At 66.9% G+C, this 26,324-nt stretch carries 21 protein-coding genes, 1 tRNA gene, 2 pseudogenes and 1 riboswitch; of the genes and pseudogenes, 14 read left to right on the top strand and 10 right to left on the bottom strand.

The features are described from left to right. Positions 1-191 precede the first annotated feature (191 nt). The 4 genes and pseudogenes from ACQCSW_RS04205 (at position 192) to ACQCSW_RS04190 (ending at position 3,699) form a co-directional block, all read left to right on the top strand. Positions 192-925: pseudogene (locus tag ACQCSW_RS04205) on the top strand (response regulator transcription factor). 7 nt (positions 926-932) lie between these two features. Next, a pseudogene (locus ACQCSW_RS04200) lies at positions 933-2,494 on the top strand (ATP-binding protein). A gap of 100 nt (positions 2,495-2,594) precedes the next feature. Then, positions 2,595-2,747: riboswitch (cyclic di-AMP (ydaO/yuaA leader) on the top strand. Positions 2,748-2,752: 5 nt separating this feature from the next. Beyond that, a complete protein-coding gene (locus ACQCSW_RS04195; RefSeq protein WP_426989639.1) occupies positions 2,753-3,487 on the top strand; it encodes a hypothetical protein in 735 nt (244 codons plus the stop codon). A gap of 80 nt (positions 3,488-3,567) precedes the next feature. After that, entirely contained in the window at positions 3,568-3,699 is a 132-nt protein-coding gene (locus tag ACQCSW_RS04190) for a hypothetical protein (RefSeq protein WP_426989638.1), read from the top strand. Here the strand turns inward: ACQCSW_RS04190 and ACQCSW_RS04185 are convergent. The 4 genes from ACQCSW_RS04185 to ACQCSW_RS04170 all read right to left on the bottom strand — a co-directional run bounded on the left by ACQCSW_RS04185 (position 3,680) and on the right by ACQCSW_RS04170 (position 6,224). Then, the gene (locus ACQCSW_RS04185) at positions 3,680-4,360 is read right to left on the bottom strand and encodes an HAD-IA family hydrolase (RefSeq protein ID WP_426989637.1); all 681 of its coding nucleotides are present in this window, start codon (positions 4,358-4,360) and stop codon (positions 3,680-3,682) included. The genes ACQCSW_RS04190 and ACQCSW_RS04185 overlap by 20 nt on opposite strands. A 15-nt stretch (positions 4,361-4,375) precedes the next feature. Then, positions 4,376-4,750 (bottom strand): VOC family protein, encoded by a 375-nt coding sequence (locus ACQCSW_RS04180; RefSeq protein WP_426989636.1) that lies wholly within the window; start codon positions 4,748-4,750, stop codon positions 4,376-4,378. A gap of 62 nt (positions 4,751-4,812) precedes the next feature. Next, positions 4,813-5,448, bottom strand: coding sequence for a uracil phosphoribosyltransferase (gene upp / locus ACQCSW_RS04175; RefSeq protein WP_058930079.1), 636 nt, complete (start codon positions 5,446-5,448; stop codon positions 4,813-4,815). A 47-nt stretch (positions 5,449-5,495) separates the two neighbouring features. Beyond that, positions 5,496-6,224 carry a phosphatase PAP2 family protein gene (locus tag ACQCSW_RS04170; protein ID WP_426990617.1) on the bottom strand — a complete coding sequence of 243 codons (729 nt, stop codon included), beginning with the start codon at positions 6,222-6,224 and terminating at the stop codon, positions 5,496-5,498. Positions 6,225-6,307: 83 nt separating this feature from the next. On the opposite strand from ACQCSW_RS04170, the gene ACQCSW_RS04165 reads away from it, so the two are divergent. Then, positions 6,308-6,814, top strand: coding sequence for a nucleoside deaminase (locus tag ACQCSW_RS04165; protein WP_426989635.1), 507 nt, complete (start codon positions 6,308-6,310; stop codon positions 6,812-6,814). Positions 6,815-6,840: 26 nt separating this feature from the next. Here ACQCSW_RS04165 and ACQCSW_RS04160 read toward each other — a convergent pair whose 3' ends face one another. The 5 genes from ACQCSW_RS04160 to ACQCSW_RS04140 form a co-directional block, all read right to left on the bottom strand. Then, positions 6,841-8,079 carry a DNA glycosylase AlkZ-like family protein gene (locus ACQCSW_RS04160; RefSeq protein WP_426989634.1) on the bottom strand — a complete coding sequence of 413 codons (1,239 nt, stop codon included), beginning with the start codon at positions 8,077-8,079 and terminating at the stop codon, positions 6,841-6,843. Between the two features lie 3 nt (positions 8,080-8,082). Then, on the bottom strand, positions 8,083-9,306 hold the full coding sequence (locus ACQCSW_RS04155) for a glycosyltransferase family 4 protein (protein ID WP_426989633.1): 1,224 nt from the start codon (positions 9,304-9,306) through the stop codon (positions 8,083-8,085). After that, a complete protein-coding gene (locus ACQCSW_RS04150) occupies positions 9,290-9,685 on the bottom strand; it encodes a 6-pyruvoyl trahydropterin synthase family protein (RefSeq protein WP_426989632.1) in 396 nt (131 codons plus the stop codon). The genes ACQCSW_RS04155 and ACQCSW_RS04150 overlap by 17 nt, the downstream gene beginning before the upstream one ends. Before the next feature lie 3 nt (positions 9,686-9,688). After that, positions 9,689-10,750 carry a dehydrogenase gene (locus ACQCSW_RS04145; RefSeq protein WP_426989631.1) on the bottom strand — a complete coding sequence of 354 codons (1,062 nt, stop codon included), beginning with the start codon at positions 10,748-10,750 and terminating at the stop codon, positions 9,689-9,691. 209 nt (positions 10,751-10,959) lie between these two features. After that, entirely contained in the window at positions 10,960-12,564 is a 1,605-nt protein-coding gene (locus ACQCSW_RS04140) for a DUF222 domain-containing protein (protein WP_426989630.1), read from the bottom strand. Between the two features lie 307 nt (positions 12,565-12,871). On the opposite strand from ACQCSW_RS04140, the gene ACQCSW_RS04135 reads away from it, so the two are divergent. After that, positions 12,872-12,961, top strand: a tRNA-Ser gene (locus ACQCSW_RS04135). Between the two features lie 77 nt (positions 12,962-13,038). Here ACQCSW_RS04135 and ACQCSW_RS04130 read toward each other — a convergent pair. Then, on the bottom strand, positions 13,039-13,383 hold the full coding sequence (locus tag ACQCSW_RS04130) for a hypothetical protein (RefSeq protein ID WP_426989629.1): 345 nt from the start codon (positions 13,381-13,383) through the stop codon (positions 13,039-13,041). A gap of 423 nt (positions 13,384-13,806) precedes the next feature. Between ACQCSW_RS04130 and ACQCSW_RS04125 the strand changes: the two genes are divergently transcribed. From ACQCSW_RS04125 to ACQCSW_RS04090, 8 genes are all read left to right on the top strand, one after another. After that, positions 13,807-14,928: an NAD(P)H-dependent flavin oxidoreductase gene (locus ACQCSW_RS04125; protein WP_426989628.1), complete on the top strand. Its 1,122-nt coding sequence runs from the start codon at positions 13,807-13,809 to the stop codon at positions 14,926-14,928. Between the two features lie 71 nt (positions 14,929-14,999). Beyond that, entirely contained in the window at positions 15,000-16,361 is a 1,362-nt protein-coding gene (locus ACQCSW_RS04120) for a hypothetical protein (protein WP_426989627.1), read from the top strand. A gap of 75 nt (positions 16,362-16,436) precedes the next feature. Continuing rightward, entirely contained in the window at positions 16,437-17,060 is a 624-nt protein-coding gene (locus ACQCSW_RS04115; protein WP_426989626.1) for a hypothetical protein, read from the top strand. Positions 17,061-17,146: 86 nt separating this feature from the next. Beyond that, positions 17,147-17,896, top strand: a complete 750-nt coding sequence (locus tag ACQCSW_RS04110; protein ID WP_426989625.1) for a YcnI family protein — start codon at positions 17,147-17,149, stop codon at positions 17,894-17,896. A 104-nt stretch (positions 17,897-18,000) separates the two neighbouring features. Next, positions 18,001-18,630 (top strand): DUF4232 domain-containing protein, encoded by a 630-nt coding sequence (locus ACQCSW_RS04105; RefSeq protein WP_426989624.1) that lies wholly within the window; start codon positions 18,001-18,003, stop codon positions 18,628-18,630. A 42-nt stretch (positions 18,631-18,672) separates the two neighbouring features. Further along, the gene (locus tag ACQCSW_RS04100; protein WP_426989623.1) at positions 18,673-20,211 is read left to right on the top strand and encodes an FAD-dependent oxidoreductase; all 1,539 of its coding nucleotides are present in this window, start codon (positions 18,673-18,675) and stop codon (positions 20,209-20,211) included. A 169-nt stretch (positions 20,212-20,380) separates the two neighbouring features. Then, positions 20,381-25,498: a DNA glycosylase AlkZ-like family protein gene (locus tag ACQCSW_RS04095; protein WP_426990616.1), complete on the top strand. Its 5,118-nt coding sequence runs from the start codon at positions 20,381-20,383 to the stop codon at positions 25,496-25,498. Next, a complete protein-coding gene (locus ACQCSW_RS04090) occupies positions 25,491-26,321 on the top strand; it encodes an Fpg/Nei family DNA glycosylase (protein WP_426989622.1) in 831 nt (276 codons plus the stop codon). The genes ACQCSW_RS04095 and ACQCSW_RS04090 overlap by 8 nt, the downstream gene beginning before the upstream one ends. Positions 26,322-26,324: the final 3 nt, after the last annotated feature.

Below are 26,324 nucleotides of genomic sequence, written 5' to 3'. Positions count from 1 at the left end.
TCCATGAAATTCACCGCGCCATGACTTGCCGGAATTGCTCGTTGCCTTTTGCTACCTGTCCAGCGGAAATGGCTCCGGCCCGCGCATTCTCGGCACCCATCTCCCCCCACTCAGCTCGCTAGGCTGGGATTCACAGCGTGCGCACAGGAACCCCATAGCGCGGGCTAACCGAATGATCGGAGAGTTGTCCCATGGCCACTTCGCACTCCATGACCAACAACCTTCCGCAACTGACCCACCCGGACGGCTCCCCCATCCGCGCCCTGGTGGTTGACGACGAACCCAGCCTTTCCGAACTCATGAGCATGGGGCTGCGCATGGCCGGATGGTCCGTTGCCGTGGCTTCGGATGGCCCCGGAGGCCGTCAAGCGTGCCAAGGAGTTCCGCCCGGACGTCCTGGTGCTGGACGTGATGCTGCCAGGGTTCGACGGCGTTGAACTGCTGGGCAGGATCCGCGCCTTCGCGCCGGAGGTACCCGCGCTTTTCCTGACCGCCAAGGACGCCGTCCAGGACAGGATCCTGGGCCCCGCGGCCGGCGGGGATGACTATGTGACCAAGCCGTTCAGCATGGAGGAGGTCCTGCTGCGGCTGCACCGCCTGGTCCGGCGTTGCCACGATGGACACAGCCGAACTTGTGGTGGGCGATCTTGTCCTCAACATCGATACGCGCGAAGTGACCCGTGCGGGCGATGACCTCCAGCTCACGGCCACCCAGTTCGAACTGCTCCGGTACCTCATGGAGAACCCCAAACGCGTGATCAGCAAGGCCCAGATCCTTGACCGCGTCTGGAACTATGACTTCGGCGGCCAGGCCAACATCGTGGAGCTCTACATCTCCTACCTGCGCAAGAAGGTGGAGGCGGTGCACCCGCCCATGATCCATACCGTGCGGGGAGCCGGCTACGTCATCAAGCCGGCCGAGTAGCAGCTCCATGTCCGCTTCGAAAGCACGGCCCGCCAATCCGCTCTACGTGCGCAGCTGGCGGAAGCCTGACACGTGGCATCTACGCACCCGCCTGATCCTGTTGGCCATGACGTTGCTGGTGGCCATCTGTGGCGCCGTGGGCCTGTTCAGCTATGCGTCGATGGATTCCTTTCTCACCGGCCAGCTGGATGACCAGCTGAGCCAGGCCGCCAAACGCTCGAACGATCCGGACCGCCCGCCCCTGGGCGGATTCAATGGCAGGCCGGACCCACTGGATGCCCGCGGGCAGAGTGTCGGAACGCTGAATGCGAGGATCCTGAACGGCCAGATCAATAGCGGCGGCTTCCTGGACTCGGACACCACACGCCTGGCCCTGGAGGCCGACGACAAGCAAACCCTGCTGGCCCTGACGCACAACGGCATTCCCGTGGACCGCTCGCTGTCCAATGGGGATTACCGGATTGTGGCCGTGGAAACCGGCTACGGCGATGTCCTCGTCACGGGACTTCCGCTCGCGGCCAAGGAGAGCACACTGGCGTCGCTGGTCTGGACTTTTGTGTTTGTTTCCCTTGGCGGCCTGGCGCTGATCGGACTGGCCGGAACCGTGCTCATCCGGCGCACCATGAAGCCGTTGGAGCAGCTTTCCGAGGTTGCAACCCGGGTGGCCCGGCTCCCGCTGGATGCGGGCGAGGTGGCACTCGCGGTGCGCGTCCCGCCGTCGAACTCCAACCCCGGAACCGAAGTGGGCAGCGTAGGACACGCCCTCAATCTGATGCTGGATAACGTCGCCAGCGCACTCGAGGCGCGGCAGCGGAGCGAGACCAAGGTGAGGCAGTTCGTTGCGGACGCGTCCCACGAACTGCGCACCCCGCTGACCGCCATCCGCGGCTACACGGAGCTGATGCGGATGACCGAGGACTTCACGCCGGACGGCCGGAAATCCTTGGCGCGGGTCCAGAGCCAGTCCGAACGCATGACCACCCTGGTGGAGGACCTGCTCCTGCTGGCCCGGCTCGATGAGGGGCAGCCCCTGAAACTCAGCGAGGTGGACCTCACACAGCTTGTGATCGAAACCGTCAGTGACGAGAAAGTCATCGCCCCGGACCGCCACTGGCGCCTTGAACTGCCTGACGAGCCGCTCGCCGTCACCGGTGACGCGTCCCAACTGCGTCAGGTGCTGGTCAACCTGCTCTCGAATGCGCGCAAGCACACACCGCCCGGGACCACCATAGTCACCGCCGTCACGAGGTCTGCCGATGGCAGCGCGACGGTGACGGTAACGGACGACGGCGGCGGCATCCCCGCGGAGTTCGTGGACCTTGTTTCTCCCGGTTTGCCCGCGCAGACGCGGCCCGCAAGGGCACTGCGCCGGCCTCGGGCGCCGGGGCGTCGGAGGCCACCAGCGGCCTGGGCCTGTCCATTGTCCAGTCCATCATGGAGGCCCACGGCGGGAGCGTAGAAGTGACATCGCGGGCCGGACGGACAGAGTTCGCCTTGCTCCTCCCCGCCGGCGCCGTGGCGCAACCAGCCGACGTCCGAGCGCAGCAAGTCGACACACCGTCGTCGTGATTCCTGTTACCAAAATGTGACTTAAGGTTCCAGCTCCTGTACCGTCGAACAGGTGCGGTTCCCGTTCGGGCCGCATATCCGGATGACGCCAAGCTCTGCCGCTTCCCGGATTCCGTTTTCAGAGGCAGAGGCGGGGGACCCACCGTCCCGGGCACCAAGTGCCCTTTGGGGTTAAGCCAACACGTGATTGTGCCGTGTGGCCGGATGCCCTCATCCGAACCCGACAGCTAACTCCGCAGGTGTGAGAGGCGATCCATCATGTCTGAATTCAAGGTACAAACGCGCCCGCAGGGCGACACAAAGTCCCACAGCCACCGCAAGCAGACCCGCTTCGGTGCAGCTATGTCCCCATTGTCCAAGGCGGCCCGGATTCCCTCCGTGGGCCAGCGCGTCGCGGTGTTCGCGACGGCGTGCGCCCTGCTGGTCGGCGTCAGTGCCGCAGCACACGCTTCCGAGTCTGCGTCGCTTGCGGCCAGCGCGGACCAGTCCGCCGAACAAGCCAGCGCCCAGTCGAAGCTGAGCTTCGAAGCAGCCGAGATCCAGCCCCCGGCTTCCCCGGAAGCTGCGCCGGCCGAGATCAACGTCGCGCCCCAGGCCGCCGAACCCGCACCTGCCCCGGCCCCGGAGCCCGCTCCGGCTCCGGAACCTGCACCCGCTCCTGCCCCTGCCCCTGTTGTGGCCATCAATGACCCCGCAGGAGCGCAGGCCTACGCCGCCGGGCAGCTGGCGACCTATGGCTGGTCCGCTGACCAGATGCAGTGCCTGCAGACGCTGTGGACCAAGGAATCCGACTGGACCACCACGGCCACCAACGCCAGCAGCGGCGCGTACGGCATCGTCCAGTCGTTGCCCGCTGAGAAGATGGCGAGCGCCGGAGCGGACTACCTCACCAACTACCGCACGCAGATCAGCTGGGGCCTGAACTACATCCAGGAGCGCTACCAGTCACCGTGCGGCGCGCTGAACTTCCACCTGTCGAACAACTGGTACTGAGCCGGACCTTCCGGCCCCCGGGCCTTCCCGGCGTGGCGGTCAGGGTTCCCAGCCCAGCGGCTCCGGGCCATACTTGGGCCATGAAATTCACCACCACCATCCTGGGCAGCGGCAACACGGCAGGCATTGAGGTTCCGGAGGAGGTCATCTCGGCTCCCGGCGCAGGCAAACGCATCATCGAGGTCCCCGATCTCAAAGCCGGAAAGAAATGATCTGCCGTCCCCCGGCGTCCGTTTCCACGGAGACGCTCACAGCACTGTAGTCCGGGATATGGAGCACGCCTGCCGGCAAAGCGCCCGTACTGGGACCCACGGCCACCGTCCGGATACCGGCGGCAACACCTGCCGCGATTCCCGCGGGCGCATCTTCGAACACCACGGCGTCCTCCGGCTTCACGCCCAGCAGCCCGGCTGCCTTCAGATACCCTTCCGGGTGCGGCTTGCCCCATGTGACCAGGTCCGCCGTCACGGCAGTGGCCGGCATGGCCAGTCCCGCAGCGTCCATGCGGATGTCCGCCAGGCTCCTGTCCGCTGAGGTCACCAGCGCCACCGCCTGGGCCGGGATGCTGCGGAGCAGCTCGGCAGCCCCCGGCAACGCGACGATACCGGCAGTCCGCACCCTTTCCATCGCGCCGAGTTCCGCAGTGAGCGCCACAACGTCGGCCCCAGCCGGCGCGAACCGGCGCACGGTGTCGGCAGCCTGGACACCGTGCGAAGTGCGCAGGATTTCGGCGATGTCCAGACCGTACCGGACAGCGAATTCTCCCCAGACCTCCTCCACCACTGCCGTGGAGTCCACCAGCGTGCCGTCCATATCGAAAAGGACGGCCCGGCAAGTCAGTGTTCGTGCGGCGGCAGGTGTGGGGATGTTCATGCTGCCCATTTTGCCTTAGGCGTCACGACCCGGGATGTACTGCACCGCCCACTTGTTGCCGTCGGGATCGGCGAAATAGACGAAGTGCCCCCAGTCCTGCACGTCAATGTCGCTGACCTCCACACCGTTGCCCTTGAGGTGGTCGTGGGCAGCCTGGATGTCACTGACCACCATCTGCAGGCTTGGGGCCGTACCCGGAGGGGCGTCATTGAGGCCCTCGCCAATACAAATGGAGCAGGCGGATCCCGGCGGGGTCAGCTGGACGAAGCGGACGCCATCCATGGGCCGCTCGTCGAAATCGGGGTTGAATCCAACTTTGTTGACGTAGAAATCCTTGGCACGGTCCACGTCCGATACGGGCACAAAAACGAGTTCAAGTTTCCAGTCCATGCGCCACAGGCTAACGGCGGCGGCAGGAAAGCGGAAGACCTAAATCCTGGAGCAGTCCCGTACTAGCCGGCGATGCCGTACAGGCGGTCGCCGGCGTCGCCCAGGCCGGGAACGATGTAGGACTTCTCGTCGAGCCGTTCGTCAATGGAGGCCAGCACGATGGTCACATTGGCCTCGGCAAGTTCCTCTTCGAGCTTGGCCAGGCCTTCCGGCGCGGCCAGGAGGCAAATGCACGTGACGTCGGAGGCGCCGCGCTTGAAAAGGAACTTGATGGCTTCGCGCAGGGTTCCGCCGGTGGCAAGCATGGGATCCAGCACAAAGATCTGCCGGTCAGTCAGGTTTTCCGGGAGCCGCTCTGCGTAGGTGATGATGTCCAGGGTTTCTTCGTCGCGGGCCATGCCCAGGAAGCCCACTTCGGCGGTGGGGACCAGCTTGGTCATGCCCTCGAGCATGCCGAGCCCGGCGCGCAGGATGGGGACCACCAGAGGCGTGGGCTTGGTGAAAGCGGTGCCCACTGTGGTGCTGACCGGCGTCTCGATTGTGACCGGCTGGGTGCGGACCTCGCGGGTGGCCTCGTAGGCCAGGAGGGTCACCAGCTCTTCCGTCAACTGCCGGAAGACCGGCGACGGAGTGTTCTTGTCCCGCAGGACGGTGAGCTTATGGGCGACCAGCGGGTGGTCCACAACGAGAGTGCGCATGCGTCAAAACTATCACCCGTCCGGACAGCCTCCGGCCCGGAATCAGCTCACGGATCATCCCGCAGGGCGGGGTGTTCGAACGTGGGCGCCGGGCCCGCGTACTCTCGTTTCCGCAGCAGATGGAACAGCCGGTGCGCCAGTATCACCATGCCCACCCACGCAAGCCCCAGGAACCAGCCGGCCATCACATCGGTCAGCCAGTGGTGGCCCAGGAACACCCTGCTCAGGCCCATCGCGATGATGAAGATCACCCCGGCGGTGATGGCTGTGATGCGCGCCCACAGCATTTCGAACTGGAGGCACATGACGTACACCAGCACACCGATCACCACCGTCGTGTTCAGGGTGTGGCCGCTGGGAAAGGACGGCGTGGTTTCGTACGGCGGGACCGCTTCGGAGTGGTCCGGGCGGGTGCGGCCCACGAGCCGCTTGCCCACAGTGGTTGCCAGCGTGGAGACGGCGGCCGCGCCGCCCACCAGGATGACGGGCCGCCAGGTCCGGCTCAGGAACGTCAGCCAGGCTGTCAGGATGCTGGCCAGTATGGGCATGCCGATGCCCCCGCCGATATTGGTGAAAGCCGTTACCCCGGCATCCAGTGCAGGGCTCCGCAAGTTCTGGGACAGCTCCAGCGCGGGCAGATCCAAGGCCGTCAGGCCCCTGTCATCCACCACATTGTCGTAGACCTCGGCACCCAGGAGCGCCATGGTAACGACGAGTGTGCCGCCCACCAGGAGCGTGGTCCACAGCGCGGCATACGGTTTGAACCATTGGCTCAGACGGTCTCTGCGTGTGTCCACGGTGCCCTCCCTGGCGTCAATGCTTTGTAAGGCTGGATATTCTTCGAAACTATCATTGAGCCATGGTCCCCGCAGAAAAGTACCACCTCGAATGGATGGGTCTTGCCCTGGACGAAGCCCGGCGCGCGCTTGCCACCGAGGACGTGCCCATCGGCGCGGTCGTGATTGGGCCCGACGGCGCCGTGCTGGGTTCCGGACGGAATCAGCGGGAGGAGCTGGGAGACCCCACTGCCCACGCTGAGCTGGTGGCCATCCGCCAGGCGGCGGACCGGTTGCGTGCCTTGTCCAAGCTCGACGGCGGCACCGGGGACGGCTGGCGGCTGGCGGACTGCACGCTCGTGGTGACTCTGGAGCCGTGCGCCATGTGCGCCGGCGCGGTGGTGCTGGCCAGGATTCCCCGTGTGGTCTTTGGCGCGTGGGATGAGAAAGCCGGAGCGGCGGGCTCCGTGTTCGATGTCCTCCGCGAGCGCCGGCTCAATCACTGGGTTGAGGTGTACGGCGGCGTCAGGGAAGAGGAGTGCGGCGCGGTCCTTAAGGACTTTTTCGCAGCACACCGCAGCAGGCCGTAACAGGTCGCAGCCGGCTGTAGCGAGTCTCACCCGGCGGAATCCAGGGCGTCGATCCTGTCCTGGCGCGAGGCCGGTGAGTCCAGGCTGAACGAGCGGAAGTCGCCCAGTTCGTCCCGGATCCAGGCCTCCACCTCGGCGATGCGCCGGGATACCGGTGGCGTGGCCCGGTCAAAGATCCAGTGGGCAATCCGCGCTTTCCCGGGATCGAATTGCCACAGCCCGATGATCCGGCCCCGGTCGAAGATGGGATGGTCCGGCAGGTCAGCCTGCAAAGCCAAGGCGGTACCCAGGACTTTCTTGCCCTTGTCCTGGTCGGCAAACAGATCCCCTGAGTTCCTGCGGAGCAGGACCAACGAATCCGTACCGGCCAGCAACTGAATCTGCTCCTCCGCCGGCGCCTCGAACGACGCAAGGCGCCCGACGTCGTCGGGCATCATCCACAGCACCTCGCCGTTGGGGGTGGGAACCTGTACGGCCCCAATGGTGGCCAACGCCGCCTTGGTGTGGGCCAGGGTGAACCCCGTGAACCATTGCGACTGTTTGACCGTGGCACCTCCAGTCCAGCCGAGATAGCACTCCAGCAGGAGGCTGCGGGCGGCGTCGTCGTCCAGCGCGGTGCCAGGCAGCCCCCACAGCGTGTAGGCGTAGCGCTGCTGATCCAGCCGGCCGTTGACGGGCACTCGCCGGATCCGGCCGTCCGCCTGCAGGAGGCCCAGAGCAGTGGGCAACGTGGTGGCGGCGCCCTTCTTTTTGCCCTCTTCGCCGAGGTTCCGGACCGAATCGCCCAGCAGATCCTTGAGCTGCTTCGGATCCAGCGGGCCGCCGGCTTCGGCCAGGGCGTGGAGGATCTGTTCTTCCAGCAGCGTGATCTCACCGCGCTCGACGCCCATTCTCGCCAGCACACGGAACGGCGCCACGGCGGCATCCCGACCGATCTGGAGGCCCCAGGAAAAGTCATCGTGTCCCAGCACATAGGTGCAGCCGCGGGCGGTGGGCAGCTCATGGATTTTCAGGGACAGGACGTCGGCATCCGCCTGCGCGCGGCTTGTGCCGGCGCGGGCAAAGAGTGTGAGGTACGGGTTGGCGCCGCCGACGGAACGGGCCCAGCCTGCTCTGGTAAATACGTCGGCGGCCTCCGCGCCCTGCAGCGTGCCGTCCAAGCCCTGCTTGTGCCAGGCCCATGCCCTGAGGAGTTCTGGGGTGAGCATCTGCGGATCCGGGGCTTGCGCGCCCAGGCCGGCGGCGGAGATCGCGTGCGTGGTCATGGCTTATTGTCCACCGGCAGTCGCCGCGGCGGTAGGCGTCCCTTCAGCGGGCGCTTCCTCAGCAGGCATTTCTTCAGCGGGCGCTTCTTCGGCTGGCACACCGAGGATCTCCAGGACGTTCCGAGCGGTGGAGTTCCAGCCGGGCAACTGTTCCCGTGCAGCCAGCGCAGCCGCACGCCAGCCGACACGGAGAGATCCGTCCACCAGCCACTGCCGGATCACGGCAGCGAGCACGTCCGGGCGGTCACCTTCAGGTCCGGCGAGTCCGACGGCGGCGCCTGGCACTGCATATGTCCCGCCACCAGGCTTGCCGTCCAGTCTGCCGGCCAGTCTTCCCGCGAGCCTGCCGGCCAGGCCCAACGCGTCCACGGCGCCGGTTCCCTCCCGCACGATGACGGGTATCCCGCGGGCCAGCGATTCCGTCACCACAAGCCCAAAGGCTTCCGCCCGGGACACAAGAAGGCTCAGGTCCGTCCGGTCCCATTCGTCCGCCAGGGGGGTCCCGGCGAGCTGGCCGGTTACCCGCACCCTGCCCTCCATTCCATAGGAGGCAATGGCTGCCCGGACCTGTGACGCATAGGCGGGGTCGGCGTCGTCCGTTCCCACCAGCGATGCCGACCACGGCAGGTCCTGGAGCCTGGCAAGCGCGGCCACGGTCAGCAGTTGGTCCTTGTTGGGCAGCAGCGCGGCCACCGCAATGATGTGGGGCGGGGCCGAACCTGACGCCACCGGTGCAGGGTCCGTTCCGGGCAAGGCGACCCGGCTGGCGGGGAGCCCGTGCTTTTCTGACGCCGAGGCCGCTGCGGACGAACTGGTGCAGATCACTCCGGCGGCCGCCCGCAGTGACCGCCCTTCGCCGTCGGGATGGCTGGGCGACGGCATGTGCTGCAGGACCCAGGTGTGTTGTCCGGCGGCCGCGGCATACTCCAGTTCGTCAGGGGCACCGCACGCGATCAGCCCGTCCACGAGGGTGACGGTTTCTGGGGTAACTTCCACCCGCGGTTGGTCCACCCCGGGGTCCCCGGCGCCCAGCAGGACGCCCAGCCGCCGTCGTTCGCTAGCAGGGGCCTCTGGCCAGGAACCATCTACCGCCAGAGTCTCCACGGCAACGCCCAACGTCCTCAGGCCTTGGATGAGCCGCGCGTTGTAGACGTTGCCGCCGGAGTTGTGGCGGATGTTGGCGGGGACCAGGAACCTGACCAGCATGGGGTCAGGCGGACAGGTCATAGGTGTAGGTTGCCCACGCGTCCGGATTTTCGCGCAGGGTGACGTCGATCCCCGCGAGCTCGCGGCCGTCGTCGTCATCTTTGAGCTTGGCTGCGACGGCGTGGGCGATGTACTCGGCAAGTGCCTCGGTGGTGCTGAGCTTGCCTTCGAAGTCCGGGTGCTCGTCCAAGTTTTTGTAGTTAAGGCCGGACAGCACGTCCTCGATGATGCCGCCGGCCGCCCCGATGTCCAAGACGATCGAGTCCTGGTTCAGCGAACGACGGCGGAACGTCACCTCCGCCACGAACGTCGCCCCGTGGAGGGCCTGGGCCGGGCCGAATGCCTCCCGCGGGAGGCTGTGGGCGATCATAAAGTGGCGTCGGACGGTCAGGCTGAACACTGGCTACTTCCTGTCTTTGGGGTCGGCTTCCGCGGGGCTGTCCTGACTGGGGTTGTACCGTCCTGGGCTGTCAGCGTTGGGGTATTCGATCACATGGCACAGGGCTTCGAGCGTGCCGTCGGCCAGGTTCTGGACTACTGCCGGCAGGTCCGTGAAGGGAGAGGCTCCGGTGAGGAAGGCATCGAAGACCGGGTCCTTGAGGAGCTCAACAGCCAATTCCAGGCGCTCGGCCGTGGTCCGGCGGTGCCGCCGTGCGCGGGCAACAACCCCCACCTGGCTGGCCCGGACGGAGAGCCGGCGTGCGTGAAAGTCCTCACCCAGCGGCAGCGTGACCTTGCGGTTGGCGTACCAGGACATCTCGATGATCTCGCCCTCATCGCCGGCCAGCTGCAGGCTGCGTTCGAGGCCTTCCTGGGACGCGGAGCAGTGGAACACGATGTCGCAGTCCGGTTTGGCGTCATCGGGGTGGGCAAACTCCACGCCGAGCTGGTCCGCCAATTGCTTACGTTCCGGGTCCACGTCGACGAGCTGGAGGCGGGCCAGCGGGAACGTGCGCAGGAGCGTGGCCACCATGCCGCCCACCAGACCGGCACCGACCACGGCGATCCGGTCCCCCAGCCTCGGTCCGGCCTCCCAGAGGGCATTGACGGCGGTTTCCACGGTGCCAGTGAGGACGGCGCGGCGAGCCGGGACGCCGTCGGGAATCCTGGTGAGTGCGTCAGTGGAAATGACGTAGCGGTCCTGATGTGGATTGAGGCAGAAGACCTTCTGGCCCTCCCATCCGTCTTGCCCCTCCTCCACGATGCCCACCGAGAGATAACCGAACTTCACGGGCCACGGGAAAGTGCCTTCCTGGTGCGGCGCGCGCATCTCCTCAGCCACGCGGGGCGGGACGGAGCCGGTGTGGACCACAATTTCCGTGCCCTTGCTAATGCCTGAATACAGTGTGCGGACCAAAGCTTCGCCGGGCCCGGGCGCTGGCAGTGCCTCGTTCCGGAGCTCGCCGTGCTCCGGGCCCGTAGTCCAGTACGCGGTCGCCTGTGCCTCTTTGCCTGAATTGGTCATCTTGCTTATGAATCTAGTCCGCCGGGGGCCCGCCGCGACACCCACCCGGCGCGAACGGACACTTGAGGTCCTGTTTGAGATGCCCCGACCCTGCCCTGCCGTCACTTGGCGTTGGCGGACGAGTTGTTGGCGCGGGACGCTCAATACGGCTCCCCACTCTTGGCACTTGAGCAACGGGTCTCAAGAGAGAGGATCGGGAGGGCCGGATCTCAAGGCAGTGGCGCTTGAGCCATTGGGTTTTCCGACACGATCGGTCCACGATCGAATACGAGGTCCGCATCAGGTTCCCGGGCAGGGGCAAGGTTCCAGTCCGGGCCCGGATCTTCCGCAAAGATTGGAACCTCGAGCAGTTCCGAATCTTGCTGACCGTGCGATTGCTGCGCGTCAGCATGTTCCGTCTCGAATCGTTGCCAAGGGGCCGGTCCGGATCCCTGATCCATGATTCCGCGTGGCCAGATTGGTGGTTCCCAGTCGGGTTGTTCGCTGGCGTAGCGCCGTCCGGTCGGTGATCTCCAGCCGGGTGGTTCGTTTTTGGTGGCGGTGGTGGGTTTCCAGGCTGTGGTGTGGCGGAGTCTGTGGTGTTTGGGGCAGGGATGGCCGAGGTTGCTGATACCGGTGGTGCCGCCGTGGGCCCAGGCGAGGATATGGTCGGCTTCGTTGTCGAGGGAGTGGTTGCTGCAGCCGGGGAACGGGCATTTCCCGTCCCGCAGTCTGAGCCATTGGCGTTGGGCTTTCGTGAGCCGGTAGCTGGTCCGCCCGATTTCCAGCGGCGCGCCGTCACGTGGGTCGATCAGGACGCGGTGGAAGGACTCCGCGCCGTTCGCGATCAGTTGCCGGGCCATGGACGGCGGGATCGGCCCGTACCCGTCGAGGGTGGCCGGTTCGTCGGTGACACCCAGCAGGGACAGCACCGGAACGGTGATCAGGACCTGCGCCCGCGGTGACGGGACACCGCCGCCCATGCTGCCGTCGTCGCTGCCGGCCGCATTACCGGTTCCGCCGAGGAGCCAAGTCACGGCGACGTCGGCGCGGAGCTGGCTGAGAGTCCGGTCCTCATGAGGTCCCTGCAGTGAGCGGGCCGCGCTGGTAGTCCGTTCCCAGATCCCGGCGGCTTGATCTGCAGGGAGATAGGCCGAAAGCCAGGCCATGCCGTCCCGGTCCGGGGAGTAGTCGAGCCGCCGGTCCTGGGCGCACCTGGTGTGGCGCTTTTCGATGCTGACCGGGTGGTGGCGTTCCCGCCACGTCCGGGCCTTGTGCCGGAACCGGGACGCGACGAGCTCCCCGGCAGGGCAACCCCGGGCAGGGTTCACGATTCCAAGGTCCAGGAAATGCGCCTCGAGCGCCTGCGCGCCGGCAGGGTCGAGGTTGGTGGTTTCGTCGACCATAACCCGGGCGTGCTGCCACGAAATCTGCCCCGCCTCCAGCGCGGACAACGTCAGCGGCAGTGTGGTGGTCAGCTCGTGGGCCTCGGACAGGAGCGCCCCAGCCGTCCGTTCACTGACCGTCAGGACGCACGCGACTTCAGCGACGAGGCCCATTTCCTGGGCGCTACTCTCCTGCGGTGACATGGCCGGGGCGGCCATGGCCTTGGCGGTATCGGCGTATTCGGCGGCGAGGTGGACCTTCAAGGCAGCCATCCTGGCCTCCGCGCGGGCCACCGCAGCCAGGCCGTCCAGGCAGGCATCGGATCTACAGCGCAGCGGATCAGCAGCCCAGGAACTCGAGGTTTCGGCAGCGCCACGGATCGAACCAGCAAGCTCGGCGAAGGACGCCGCAAGGGCCTCCGCCGTCGCCACAGCTGCTCTGCTATCCATATCCAAAGCATCTCAGGGGGCACTGACAATAACCGAGTGGATGGATGCCTATGTGCATAACTCTGCGACCAGGAGGACTTAGGACAGGTACCCGGGCTAGCAGCCGGGCCACTCTGGCGAGCCCGGCCAAGCACTCCCCGGCCTTCCGGGGTCCACCGACCGCGCGTCAATAGTACGTCGCTGCAGTTGAGGGCCTCAGGTGTCCCTTCGCGCTGGAGCGGGGCTTATGTGTCCCTTCGCGCCATGCGTGGGCTGGACGCACCCCGTTTTGTGGATGGGCGGCATGCTCCGGTAGCCTATTCAGGTTGGTGACGTGTCCGAGCGGCCGAAGGTGCAACACTCGAAATGTTGTTTGGTGTCAAAGCCAACGTGGGTTCAAATCCCACCGTCACCGCCAAGTAGCAAGGCCCTTGGCTCCCCACTCCTGAGTGGTGAACCAAGGGCCTTTGCTGTACCCGACGGACAGTTTCCCCGTCAGAGCTTGTCCGTCTTGTCATCTCCCTTGTGCCCGCCGCGCAGGTTCTCCTGGACCTTGCCGAAGAGGTCCTTGATAGTCGACTCGGTATTGGTGAGCATGTCAGGCTGAAGGTAGACGTGTTGATTGCCCGGAATGCTGTAACTGGACTGCAGGCCGCCGCTGCCTTCCACCCCTTGCAGTGCGATGGTCACGCTGCCTTCCTTGCGCGCGATGGCCGCGATTTTTCCGAACACCAGCGTGAATTGGTCTGGTTCAAAACTGACGGTCTGACCCACGTGGGTCCTGTTGAGTTCGCTGGCCGGGGTGGCTTTTTCGTTGCCAGTTCCTGAGTAGTTCATCATGTGCTCCCTGAGGTGGTTGGCGACTTACGCCAGCAGTCTAGCCCCACCCCATGTCGCGGTACATGGCCGTATTGGATGGGTGCACAAACGGGCGCGGCAAGAGTGGTCACATCCTCCATTGAGCCGACCGTAGCTCTTCGGGTTGGATGAAAAGGACCGGCACACCTGACCGGCACCCGATCCTTAAGGAAGAACCGTGACTTCGATGACGAATCGCGCTAATGCCCCCGGCCAATGGGATGACGTCCAGTTGGGCGGCCGCAGACTCTTCCACGTCAGCGAAGGCGACGGTACCTGCCCCGACGACTGCCATTACTGCTTAGGCCCGGAAACAGACTGACTCCAGCCCACAGGTTGGGCAGCGGAGCCCAGCCCTGCGAGACTGGATCCTGAAGCCAACGTCGACCTGCCAGGAGCCGCCGCATGACGCCCGAGAAAAGCACCTCAGCCAGGCCAAACCGCATCACCGAACTCTTCGGTACGGACGTTCCGGTGGTGCTGGGCCCCTTCGGCGGCGTCTCTTCCGTGGAGCTGACAGCAGCCGTGAGCGACGGCGGCGGGCTGGGTTCCTACGGCCTCTACGGTTACGGCGCCGACGCCATTCGGAACACAGCAACTGAGCTCAAGAAGGCAACGGCGAAGCCGTTCGCCCTCAACCTCTGGATTCCCACCGGCGATGAAACCACGTCGCTCCCCCAGGCGGACTTCGACCAGTACCTCGAAACCCTGAAGCCCTACTTCGACGAACTGGGCCTTCCTCTTCCGCACATGCCGGACCGCTACCTGCCCGACTACGAAGAGCAGGTGGAGGCAACCCTGGAGGCGCGTCCCGCCGTCGTCAGCTTTGTGTTCGGTGTGCCCGCGCCGGAACTGGTTGAGGAAGCGCACCGGCGGGGAATCGCAGTTGTGGGAACCGCCACCACGGTCGCGGAAGCCGTTGCCCTGGAAGCTGGCGGCGTGGATGCCGTGGTCGCCAGCGGCATGGAATCCGGCGGCCACCGTGTCTCGTTCCTGAAGCCCGCGGAGGAGTCCCTGATCGGAACTTTTGCACTGGTTCCGCAGGTGGTTGACGCCGTCGGCATTCCGGTCATCGCCGCCGGGGGAATTGCAGACCGCCGCGGATACGCTGCCGCACGAGCCCTCGGCGCCGACGCGGTCCAGGTCGGTTCTGCGTTCCTGGCCACTCGCGAATCCGCGGCCGTGCCTGCCTACCGGGCCGTCCTCCACAGCCCTGCCGCGCGGGAAACCGTGCTGACCAGGGCCCTCAGCGGACGGCTTGCCCGCGGCATCCCCAACCGCATCATCGCTGAACTGTCGGAGGCTGGACTGTCAGTGGCCGAACTTTCGGAGGCTGGACTCTCGGAAAGAAGAATAGCCCCGTTCCCCGCCCAAAACTGGCTCACCGGCCGCTTCCGCCCACAGGCAGCCGCACAGGGAAACACGGAACTTATGTCGCTGTGGGCGGGGCAGGCCACCTCACTGATCCGGCACGACTCGGCCGCTGGCGTCCTGGCCGAACTGCTCGCCGGCAGCCCGGCTTTGTAAGCTCGTTACATCCGCGGTTACCCCCTCGAATGAATCCGGGGTGATCGGCAGCTCAGACTGGAGGCACATCCTTGACCAAAAAGACCGGCAAGTCCAAGAGCAGGAACAAGGACCAGCGGCATCTCAAGGCCGTGCCCTCGGCCCCCAAGATGCCCCTGCAGCTGGTCCTGAACCATCGCGTGGTGGATTCCATGGCTGTTGACTTCATTCAATGGCACGCGACGGAAGACCCTGACCCTGCCGGTGCCTTCGAGTGCCTCGAGCTGGTCAAACTCTTCCTCACGGCCCAGCACGCCATCAACGGTTCGAGTTCGGCCACCGCTCTCGACAGTGAAAGCATGGAGCAGGCGGCCGGAGCAATTGCGGCGGCGTTGGGCCCCGACGAAACGGATGAGGCCTTCGACGACGTCTACTTCGCCCTTCACTCGTACGTCCATTTCCTGAAAGCGACGGGCCGCTGGGGCGGCACGGAGGCCGCCTACGAGGAACTCCACTCAGCACTGGGAAGGGGTATCGCAGCGGCAGTCCCGCCATTGCCGGTTATCCAGGTGCCTGACCTCAGCGACGAACACCAGGATGCTGCGTTCAATGCCATGCCGCTGATCCAGCGTGCCACGTCCCTGCTGGACTGGATCGGTACCGGCAAAGAAATCACCAGCACGGGTGCCCTGCGGCTGAAGGACATCGAGCCGGCAGCCGCAGCCGTAGGAGTACAGGCCCGTGGAAAGCGGGCCGCGAGTCGAGCCGTGCCACTTTTCGATCTGGAAACTGCCGAGAAGCAGCCCAAAACGCTGCTGGAAGTCGGAACCATGCACGACGTCCCGGTACTCCGCGAGATCTGGTCAGCCCTGGTGGGGGCAGGCTTGATCACGCTCGGCTCCACCAAAGCCATTCCCGGCCCGGAAGTGGCCGCCTGGAACAGCACGAGGATCGAGGAACGGCTGGACATCCGCCGGATGCTGTCGGTGGTCCTTCTGGTTGGAGTGCTCACCGACGCGGACCAGGTGTGGGACCAGGAGGCGGTGGCCGGGACACTGCTGGCCGTCCTCACCTATGGCACCACCGACGAACCGATGCCCGTGGCGGAACTCGAAAGGATGGCGTCGCCGGACCTTGAGGGCGCCTTGCTTCAGGACGTAGACCTCGAAGACACGGAACTCGATGAAACGGGCTTCGAAGACGCCGCACTCGAAGAGATCTACGCGTCGTTCGCAGCCCTGCAGGCACAGCAGAAGCTGTCCCTGCTCGCCGAACTGGGATTGGTGGCGGCGGCGACCGATTACCGCGTTCCCCCGGTGGCCATCCAGTGCCTCGACCTGGCAATGGGTTTCTTGAAGTTGGAAGACGAGCCATCGGACGCCACAGAATCCCCGTCCAACGTGATCGCGCTGCACGGCCCATCACGGACCGGTAGCCCGCCTAAAGGCCGGTAGAATTCGAACGTCGCCGAAGAACACTGGAAGAGCGCGGCTGAAGCCCGTCACCGGCGGCCGAAATAAGGAGGATCCGTGCGCACCAACCACGCCCGGCCACCCTTCCATTTCCTTCGCGCCGCGTCCCTCTCCACGGGAGTCCTGACGCTTGCAGCAGGCGCCCACGTGGCCGGCGGCGGCGACCTTCCCTCCCCAGGCATCCTGCTGGCCGTGCTCGCACTGACAGTGCTGGCAGCCACCACCGCGACGAGGCTGCGGCTCAATTTCCCGGCCATGCTCACCGTCCTCGGCGCGGGCCAGTTCATCCTGCACGAAGCCTTCACGGCCTTCAGTTCGTCGGGCACGGCTGTGAGCGGTGCTGCCTCCGGGCTCCATAACGCACACCTCGCCGGCGCCGCCGCACCTGTCATCGCGGCCTCCGGACACGTCCACGATTCCGGATCCGCGGGCATCCTGATGCTCCTGACCCACGCACTCGCCACCGCCGCGTGCGCCCTCCTGCTTGCCAAGGGTGATGCCGCACTGTGGGCACTGGCCGCGTGGCTGAGGCCCCTCGTCCGGCTCCCCGAAGCAGTAACGCCCGACGACGGCACCCCGCCGGCGGTGCCCGGCCCACCGGCGGTTCTCCCCCTCCGCCCCTGGCGGAACCTCAGGCAACACAGCCGGCGCGGCCCGCCTTCCGCCGTCGTACTTTCCTGACTCCGCCCGCACCGCACTTCCGCAGGCCCCGGGCCCCACCCCCGTACTTCCGCACGCCCGTCCGGCGTGCGCCCGAAAGGCAACCCATGACCACCACATTCCTTCGCCGCATCCTCACCGCGGCAGCAGCCACCGGCGGCGCAGCCGTCCTGATCCTGACCGCCGCAGCAGGCGCGTCGGCCCACGTCGGCGTCACACCGGACAAGACCGCCGCCAATTCCTACGCCCTGCTCACCTTCGGCATCCCGCACGGCTGCGGGGAGTCCGGTACCACCAAGGTGGCCATCACCCTGCCGGCCGAACTCAACGACGCCCAGCCCACGGTTAACCCCAACTGGACTGTGGAAAAAGTGACCGAGCAGCTCGCCGAGCCGAAGAAGCTGGCCGACGGCACCTCCATCACCAAACGCACCAGCCAGATTGTGTACACGGCCAAGGATCCGCTGGAGCACGAGCTGCGCGATGCCCTGGTGCTGTCGGTCAAGCTGCCCGACGCGGCCGGCTCCACGCTCTACTTCCCCACGCTGCAGTCGTGCGAAACCGGGCAGACGGACTGGTCGGAGATCGCCAAGGACGGCCAGGACCCGCACTCCCTGAAAGCGCCGGCGCCGTCCATCACCATCACCGAGGCGGCGAGCGCGGACGGCCACGGCGCGGCTGCTTCCACCGCGCAGACCACAGAAGCGCCCGCCACCGAGCAGGCAGCCGCGGTGACCGACAACGGCGCGGACGCCCGCAGCTGGGCGGGGCTTGCCGCCGGTCTGGGCGGTCTCGCCCTTGGCGGGGTGGCCTTCGCGCGCAGCGGTTCGAAGCGCCGGCAGGAATCCGCCACGTAACATCGCGGGATTTGATGCCCGGATGATCACGATCCGGGCATCAAATCGTCCCGCCTGCCCGTGGCATCGTTGACTCCCGTCACAGCAGCAACAATGGTTGTGCCATGACGTCTCAGCGCATTTCACAAGGGTTTGTTATTACGACGGCGGTCGCGGCGGCGGCGCTGATGCTCACCGCCTGCGGACCGAGCCAGCCGCAGACGCAGGGGACGACGTCGCCGGGGACCAACTCCGCCAGCCCGTCCACCACGCCGGCGTCTCCGGACGCGTCCCAGTCGCCGTCGCCGTCGTCGTCCGGCACCACTCAGGCCGGTCCTGCGCTCTGCAAAGCGGCCACACTGTCGGCGGCTACCGATGCCTCCGGCGGGGGCGCGGCGGGCAGCGTCTACATGAAGCTGAACCTCACGAATACGGGCACGGCGCCCTGCCTGCTCAAGGGCTACCCGGGGGTGTCGCTGACCGCCAACGCCGACGGTGCACCGATTGGTGCGGCGGCAACCCGCGACGAATCCACCCCCGTCGCGGACGTCCTGCTGGCGTCCGGCCAGACCGGAACCGCCGTCCTCCGCTACACCCAGGCCGCGAATTACAGCGACTGCACGCTGACGGACGCGGCCGGTTACCGCATCTACCCGCCCGGAGACACAGCGTCGTTGTTCCTGCCGCAGCCCACCAGCGCGTGCAGCAATGCGAACATCGCCCTCCTGAGCGTCGGAGCCTTCCAGCCCGCCTGATGCTCTGGGCCCGACACGTCATAATAAGTACACTTGGCTTCTATGACGTCGTTCTGGTTGGACCGCGGGCAATCCTTCAGCACTGACACGTTCGAGGCAGGCAGCAGCTACGACACGGTGGTGGCGGGGGCCGGGCTGACGGGGCTGGTCACCGCACTGTTGCTGGCGCGCTCGGGGCAGCGAGTCCTGGTTTTGGAGGCCAGGTTTCCCGGGGCCGTGACCACGGGAAACACAACGGCGAAAGTCAGTCTGCTGCAGGGGACCGTCCTGTCCGGCCTGGCCAGGCAGTATGCGCAGAAGCAGGTTGGGGCCTACGTTGAGGCCAACCGGGAGGGGCAGTCGTGGCTGCTCCGCTACCTCGACGAACACCACGTGCCGTATCAGCGCCGGGATGCTTACACGTACGCCACCACCGCCCAGGGGACCGAGCGGCTGCTTGAGGAACTCGGCGCAGCGACCACCGCCGGCCTGGACGTCGAGTACGTGCGCGAGGCACGCCTCCCCTTCTCCATCCAAAGCGCCCTCCTGCTGACCGATCAGGCCCAGATCAATCCCATGGACGTCCTGGACACGCTACTGCTGGACGTCCGGGCCCGCGGCGGGAGCGTCGTGGGCGGGACCCGGCTGCGGAATGTCTCCGGGAACGGGCCATTAACAGTCCACACGGGCCAGGGCACCGTCACCGCCAACGACGTTGTGCTGGCCACCGGAATCCCCGTCCTGGACCGCGGACTCTACTTCACCAAGCTCAAGCCCCTGCGCTCCTACGCCGCAGCCCTGGAACTGCCCGCCGGAGTCACCGCGCCGCCGGGCATGTACCTGTCGGCCGAGGAACCCACCCATTCGCTGCGCGACCATGCGGCTGACGGCCGCAGGTTCCTGCTGGTCGGCGGGCACGGGCATCAGGTGGGGCGGACGGAATCGGAAAAGTCCCATCTGTCGGGTCTGCTGGACTGGGCCACCGGGCACTTCCCGGGCGCGGTAGCCACCCACACGTGGTCGGCCCAGGACTACCAGGCCACGAACCTCATGCCCTTCTTTGGCAAACTACCCCGCGGCCGGGGCCACATCTTCTTCGGCACCGGCTACAACAAGTGGGGCATGACCAACGCGGTGGCCGCCGCCCTGGGCATTTCCGCGGATATCCTCGGCGGCAGCCTCCGCTGGGCCAACACGATCCATCACCGCGTGACGTCCCCCGGCGGGGCGCTGACCGCCGTCGCCATAAACGCGGGCGTGGCCGCGCGTCTCGCCACCGACTGGGGGAAGCTGGCGGTTGGCAAGTCGGTTGCTGTCCCGGTCGAAACCGGGGTTTCGACCGGCCCAACCACCGGAGGTCCCGTACCGGCCGACGGCGACGCGAAGGTTTACCGCGACGGCGCCCGTCCGGCGGCGGTCTCCACAGTGGGCGGCACCACGTGCAGGCTCTCCGCCGTCTGCACGCATCTGGGCGGGATCGTTCACTGGAACGACAGCGAACTGACCTGGGACTGCCCGCTCCACGGCTCGCGCTTCAGCCCCGACGGCAAGCTCCTTGAAGGACCCGCCACAAAGGATCTCCCGAGGCTCGACCCTGCCTGATCCGGACCCTGCCCGGCGGGCTGGCCGGCGCCCTGGCCAGGCAGGCAATCCTGTCGGTGGGTTAGGGCATGATGGAGGCATGCAGGAGGATCAGCCAGCGGACGCGGGCCAGGCAGCCCGTCAAGCGGCACGCCCGGCAGCCCGCCCGGCCGGCAGCAAAGAGGAACCCATGGGCCGTTTCAGCCGACCCACGCGGGACTGGTTCCTGGGCGCCTTTGCGGAGCCAACCCCTGCGCAGACCGGCGCCTGGAGCGCCATCTCGTCCGGCACGCACGCCTTGGTGGTGGCGCCCACCGGTTCGGGAAAAACGCTCGCGGCGTTCCTCTGGGCTTTGGATCGTTTGCTCGTTGACGCCTCGGCCCCTGACCCGGAATTGCCCGGCCTGGATGCTGTGCCGGTCGAGGGGTCGGTCAGCGGGCCCGTCAAGGGGGCGGTCAAAGGAAAGCGCCCCCGGCCGCCCAAACGCAAGACCCGCGTCCTGTATATCTCGCCGTTGAAAGCCCTCGGCGTGGACGTGGAACGCAACCTCCGCTCGCCCCTGATCGGGATCACCCAGACTGCCAAGCGGCTGGGGCTTCCGGCGCCGCTGATCACGGTGGGGGTCCGGTCCGGTGACACCACGACGGCGGACCGTCGCTCCCTCCTGAGCAACCCGCCGGACATCCTCATCACCACGCCGGAATCGCTGTTCCTGATGCTCACCTCCAGGGCGCGCGAGACCCTCACCGAGGTGGACACCATTATCGTTGACGAGATCCATGCCGTAGCGGGCACCAAGCGGGGCGCCCACCTGGCCGTTTCCTTGGAACGGCTGGATGCGCTGCTGCCTAAGCCCGCCCAACGGATCGGACTCTCCGCCACCGTGGAGCCGCGCGAACTGGTGGCCCAGTTCCTGGCGGGTTCAGCGCCGGTGGAAATCGTGGCCCCACCGTCGCGGAAAAACTGGGACCTGACCGTGTCCGTCCCGGTAGAGGACATGACCGATCTTCCGGGCGCTGCGGGCGCCTTTGACTCCGGTCCCGCGTCAGGACTGCAGCCCCAGGCATCAATCTGGCCCCATGTGGAGGAGAAGATCGTTGACCTGGTGCTGGCCAACCAGTCCACCATCGTTTTCGCCAACTCACGCCGGCTGGCGGAGCGGCTCACCGCCCGCCTTAATGAGATCTACGCAGAACGGCAACTGATCGCGGTCGGCGGCGGCTGGGACTCGCCTGCCGCGGCTGCCGCAGACCCCGGGTTTTCGCCCGGCGCCCCTGCTCTCAGTCCTGCATCCATTCCTGTTTCCACCGCGACTCCGGCCCACATGATGGCGCAGGCCGGCAGCACGGCGGGAGCCGATCCTTTGCTGGCCCGCGCCCACCACGGCTCCGTTTCCAAGGACCAACGGGCACTCATTGAGGACGACCTCAAGTCCGGCCGCCTGCGCTGCGTCGTGGCCACTTCGTCCCTGGAGCTCGGCATCGACATGGGTGCCGTGGACCTCGTGGTGCAGGTTGAATCACCGCCGTCGGTGGCCAGCGGACTCCAACGCGTAGGCCGGGCCGGGCACCAGGTGGGAGAAATTTCGCAGGGAGTGCTTTTTCCCAAGCACCGCGCAGACCTGGTGCACACCGCCATCACCGTGGAGAGAATGCTCGAAGGGAAGATCGAGCGGCTCTTTGTCCCGGCCAATCCGTTGGACATCCTGGCCCAGCAGACCGTCGCGGCCACCGCCCTGGGCAGCATCGATGTGGAGCAATGGTTCGCTACTGTCCGGCGGTCCGCCCCCTTCGCGGCCCTCCCCCGGTCCGCCTTCGAGGCGACCCTCGACCTGCTGGCCGGCCGGTACCCGTCGGATGAATTCGCCGAACTGCGGCCCCGGATCATCTGGGACCGGAACGCCGGCACCATCGAAGGCAGGCCCGGGGCCCAGCGGCTTGCCGTGACGTCCGGCGGCACCATCCCGGACCGCGGCCTCTTCGGTGTGTACATCATCGGCACCGAGGTGGAAGGCTCCGGTGCGCCGGGAGCAGACGGCAAACCTGCCGCGTCACCGGCAAAAGGCGGCCGCCGCGTGGGCGAACTGGACGAGGAGATGGTCTACGAGTCCCGGGTGGGTGACATTTTTGCGCTGGGCGCCACCAGTTGGAAGATCGAGGACATCACCCATGACCGCGTCCTGGTCTCCCCCGCCTTCGGCCAGCCGGGCAAACTCCCGTTCTGGAAAGGTGACTCGCTGGGTCGGCCCGTTGACCTGGGCCGTGCGCTGGGCGCCTTCGTGCGTGAGCTGTCCGCGTCCGACGTCGGCCCTGCCACCGAACGCTGCAAGGCCAGCGGGCTGGATGAATTCGCCGCTAACAACCTGATCCAGTACCTCGGTGAACAGAAGCTCGCCACCGAGGTGGTCCCCTGCGACACCACGCTGGTGGTGGAGCGCTTCCATGACGAACTGGGCGATTGGCGGGTGATCCTGCATAGCCCCTTCGGGATGCCGGTGAACGCTCCCTGGGCACTCGCCGTCGGGCAGCGTCTCCACCAGCGGTACGGCCTGGACGGGTCCGCCATGGCGGCTGACGACGGCATCGTGCTGCGGGTCCCCATGATGGAGGACGAGCCGCCCGGTGCCGACCTCTTCCTGTTTGATCCCGACGAACTGGAGCAGATTGTCACCGCCGAAGTGGGCGGCAGTGCGCTTTTTGCCTCGCGTTTCCGGGAGTGTGCCGCGCGCGCCCTGCTGCTTCCCCGGCAAACCCCCGGCAAGCGGCAACCGCTCTGGCAGCAGCGCCAGCGATCCGCGCAGCTCCTCGACGTCGCACGGAAATACCCCACGTTCCCCATCGTGCTGGAGACCGTCCGCGAATGCCTCCAGGACGTGTACGACCTTCCGGCCCTGAAGGACATTGCGGCCTCGGTGGAACGCCGCGAACTCAGGATCGTGCAGACCACCACGCAGCAGCCCTCGCCGTTCGCCAAGTCCCTGCTGTTTGGGTACGTGGCCCAGTTCCTGTATGAAGGGGACTCGCCCCTGGCCGAGCGCCGGGCCGCAGCCCTGGCCCTGGACTCGACGCTCCTGAACGAGTTGCTCGGCCGGGTTGAACTCCGCGAACTGCTCGACCCGAAAGTCATCGAGGCCACCGAGCTTGAACTCCAGCGGCTCGCGCCGGACCGCCGGGCCCGCGGCATGGAAGGCGTTGCCGACCTGCTCCGGTTACTGGGTCCGCTGACCCCGGAAGAAGTCGCCGCGCGCTTGGAGGCTGCGCCGACGGCTGAGCCCGCCCCGGTGGTTGAGGGATCTCGACAGGCTCGATCACCGGAAAACGACCCGGAGGTTGAGCCTGCGCCGGTGGTTGAGCCTGTCGAAACCCCGCATGCCGACACGCCTCTGGCCTCAACGCACCTGACCAAACTGCTGCGGGCCAACCGGGCCATCAAAGTCAACATCGGCGGGACCGAGCGCTACGCCGCCGTCGAAGATGCCGCCCGGCTTCGTGATGCCATCGGCGTTCCGCTGCCCATGGGCGTTCCCCTTGCCTTTATCGAACCGGTGGCGGACCCCCTGGGCGACCTCGTCTCCCGGTACGCCCGCACGCATGGACCCTTCACGGCGGCGGAAGCCGCGGCCCGGCTGGGGCTTGGGGTCGCCGTGGTCAGCACTGCGCTGAACCGGCTCGCCGCGGACGGCCGGGTGGTGGAAGGCGAGTTCCGGCCGCACGCCGCCCCACCGGAACAGGCGGCCAGCTATGGGCGATCGGACGAAACACCGGTTGAGGATGTCCAAACGATTCAGCCGCTCCCGGCAGAATCCACGCAGACGCACCTTCCCGCACCCACCACCAGCGAATGGTGCGACGCCGAAGTGCTACGCAAGCTCCGCCGTCGTTCGCTCGCAGCACTGCGCGCCGAAGTGGAACCGGTGGACGCCGCCGCCTATGGGCGTTTCCTGCCGGCCTGGCAGCATGTCCGCACCCCGGGAGCCGGGCGCGGGCAGCCGTCCCTGCGGGGGCTGGACGGAATTGTCACCGCGATCGACCAGCTTTCCGGCGTGCCGGTACCTGCTTCGGCGTGGGAGCCGCTGGTCCTGGCAAGCAGGGTTTCCAACTACCAGCCCGCCATGCTGGACGAGCTCATGGCCGCCGGCGAGGTCCTCTGGTCCGGGGCGGGAGCGCTGCCTGGAAACGACGGCTGGGTCAGCCTCCACCTGGCCGATTCCGCCGAACTGACGCTGAATCCCGCCGTCGAATATGAACCTGGGGACGCGCAGCAGCGCCTGCTTGGCCACCTGAGGAACAACGGCGGCGGGTATTTCTTCCGCCAACTGAAGGATGTGGCCGGTGGCATGGACTCGGTGCTCAGCGACCAGGAAGTGGTGTCCGCGCTGTGGGATCTGGCGTGGGCGGGCCGCATCACCGGCGACACGTTCGCCCCGGTCCGCGCCCTCATCGCCGGCGGCCACACGGCGCACCGCCAAGTGGCCCGCTCGCCCCGCGCCCGTGCCCCCAGGCTGAGCAGACTCGGTCGCTCGCACGGCTCCGGCCTCCTGGGCTCCCCAGGACTGGGCCCCACAGGATTGGGCTCCCCAGGATTGGGCGGCCGACGGTACGGCTCGTTGTCGGGCACGGCGGCCACGCCCCCGCTGGCAGCGGGGCGTTGGTCTGCCCTGCCCTCGCCCGAGCTGGATGCCACCATCCACGCCCGCGCCACGGCTGAACTTTTGCTGGACCGGTATGGCGTGGTGACCCGGGGATCGGTCATGGCGGAGCAGATCCTGGGTGGGTTCGGCCTGATGTACAAGGTGCTGGCCCGGCTGGAAGAGGCCGGACGCTGCCGCCGCGGGTACTTCATCGAGCACCTAGGGGCGGCACAGTTCGCTGTCCCCGCAACCGTGGACCGGCTGCGCTCCTATTCCGAGGACACTCAGCTGGCCAAGCCCGAGCCAATGGCACTGGCCCTTGCGGCCACCGATCCCGCTAACCCCTATGGCGCGGCGCTGCCGTGGCCGGCGCTCAATGAGGATGCCGGGACAGGGCACCGGCCTGGGCGGAAAGCCGGCGCGCTGGTGGTAATGGTGGACGGCGCCCTGGTCCTCTACGTTGAACGGGGCGGTAAAACGCTGCTGTCCTTCAGCGAGAACGCTGCCGTGCTGTCGGCCGCCGGCGCGGCTTTGGTGGGTGTCGTCACCCGTGGCGCGGTGGACAAGCTGATCATGGAGAAGGTCAACGGCCACGGCATCCTGGACACCCCGGTGGCAGCCGCACTCGCCGCCGCCGGTGCATATTCCACTCCCAAGGGGCTGAGGATCCGTGCCTGAGGGTGATTCCGTCTGGCGGGCCGCCCGCCAGCTGCACGAGGCGCTGGCCGGCCAGACCCTCACGGCGTCGGACTTCCGCGTGCCGAGGTTCGCCACGCTCAACCTGGCCGGCTGGACCGTGGAGGAAGTCGTCCCCCGCGGCAAGCACCTCCTGATGCGCGTGGTGGGACCGGAGGAGCGGAAACTCACTATCCACTCGCACTTGAAGATGGAAGGCACCTGGCAGGTCTATCCGCCGGGTGGACGCTGGCGGAAGCCGGGATTCACCGCCCGATGCGTACTGCGCACGGCAGCGGCCGACGCCGTCGGATTTTCCCTGGGCATCCTGGAAGTGGTCCGCACCGCGGAGGAGGACACCGTCGTGGGCCACCTGGGCCCGGACCTGCTGGGTCCGGACTGGGACCTGGCCGAAGCAGAGCAGCGGATCCGCGGGGCACCCGACGTACCCATCGGCGTCGCCCTGCTGGACCAGCGCAACCTGGCGGGCATCGGCAACATTTATCGCTGCGAAGCCTGCTTCCTGTCGGGTGTGCACCCGACGACTCCGGTCTCAGCTGTCCACGACCTCAGGACCCTGATGACGGATGCCAAACAGCTGCTCGAAGCCAACCTGGGCCCGGGGCGCCGGGTGACCATCCTCAATCCGCGAGGCATGCCCGTCGGGCGGATGGCGGGCCGTCCGGGCTACTGGGTTTACCGTCGCGAACACCAGCCGTGCCTGAAATGCCGGACCCCCATCCGCCGCGGCGTGCTGGGCAATCCCAACGGTGAGGAAGATCGGGACACCTATTTCTGTCCGCAGTGCCAGCCAATGTTGCCCTGAACG

Source organism: Pseudarthrobacter sp. Y6, assembly GCF_050156205.1.
Lineage (GTDB): Bacteria > Actinomycetota > Actinomycetes > Actinomycetales > Micrococcaceae > Arthrobacter.
This window is presented reverse-complemented; position numbering and strand designations above follow the sequence as displayed.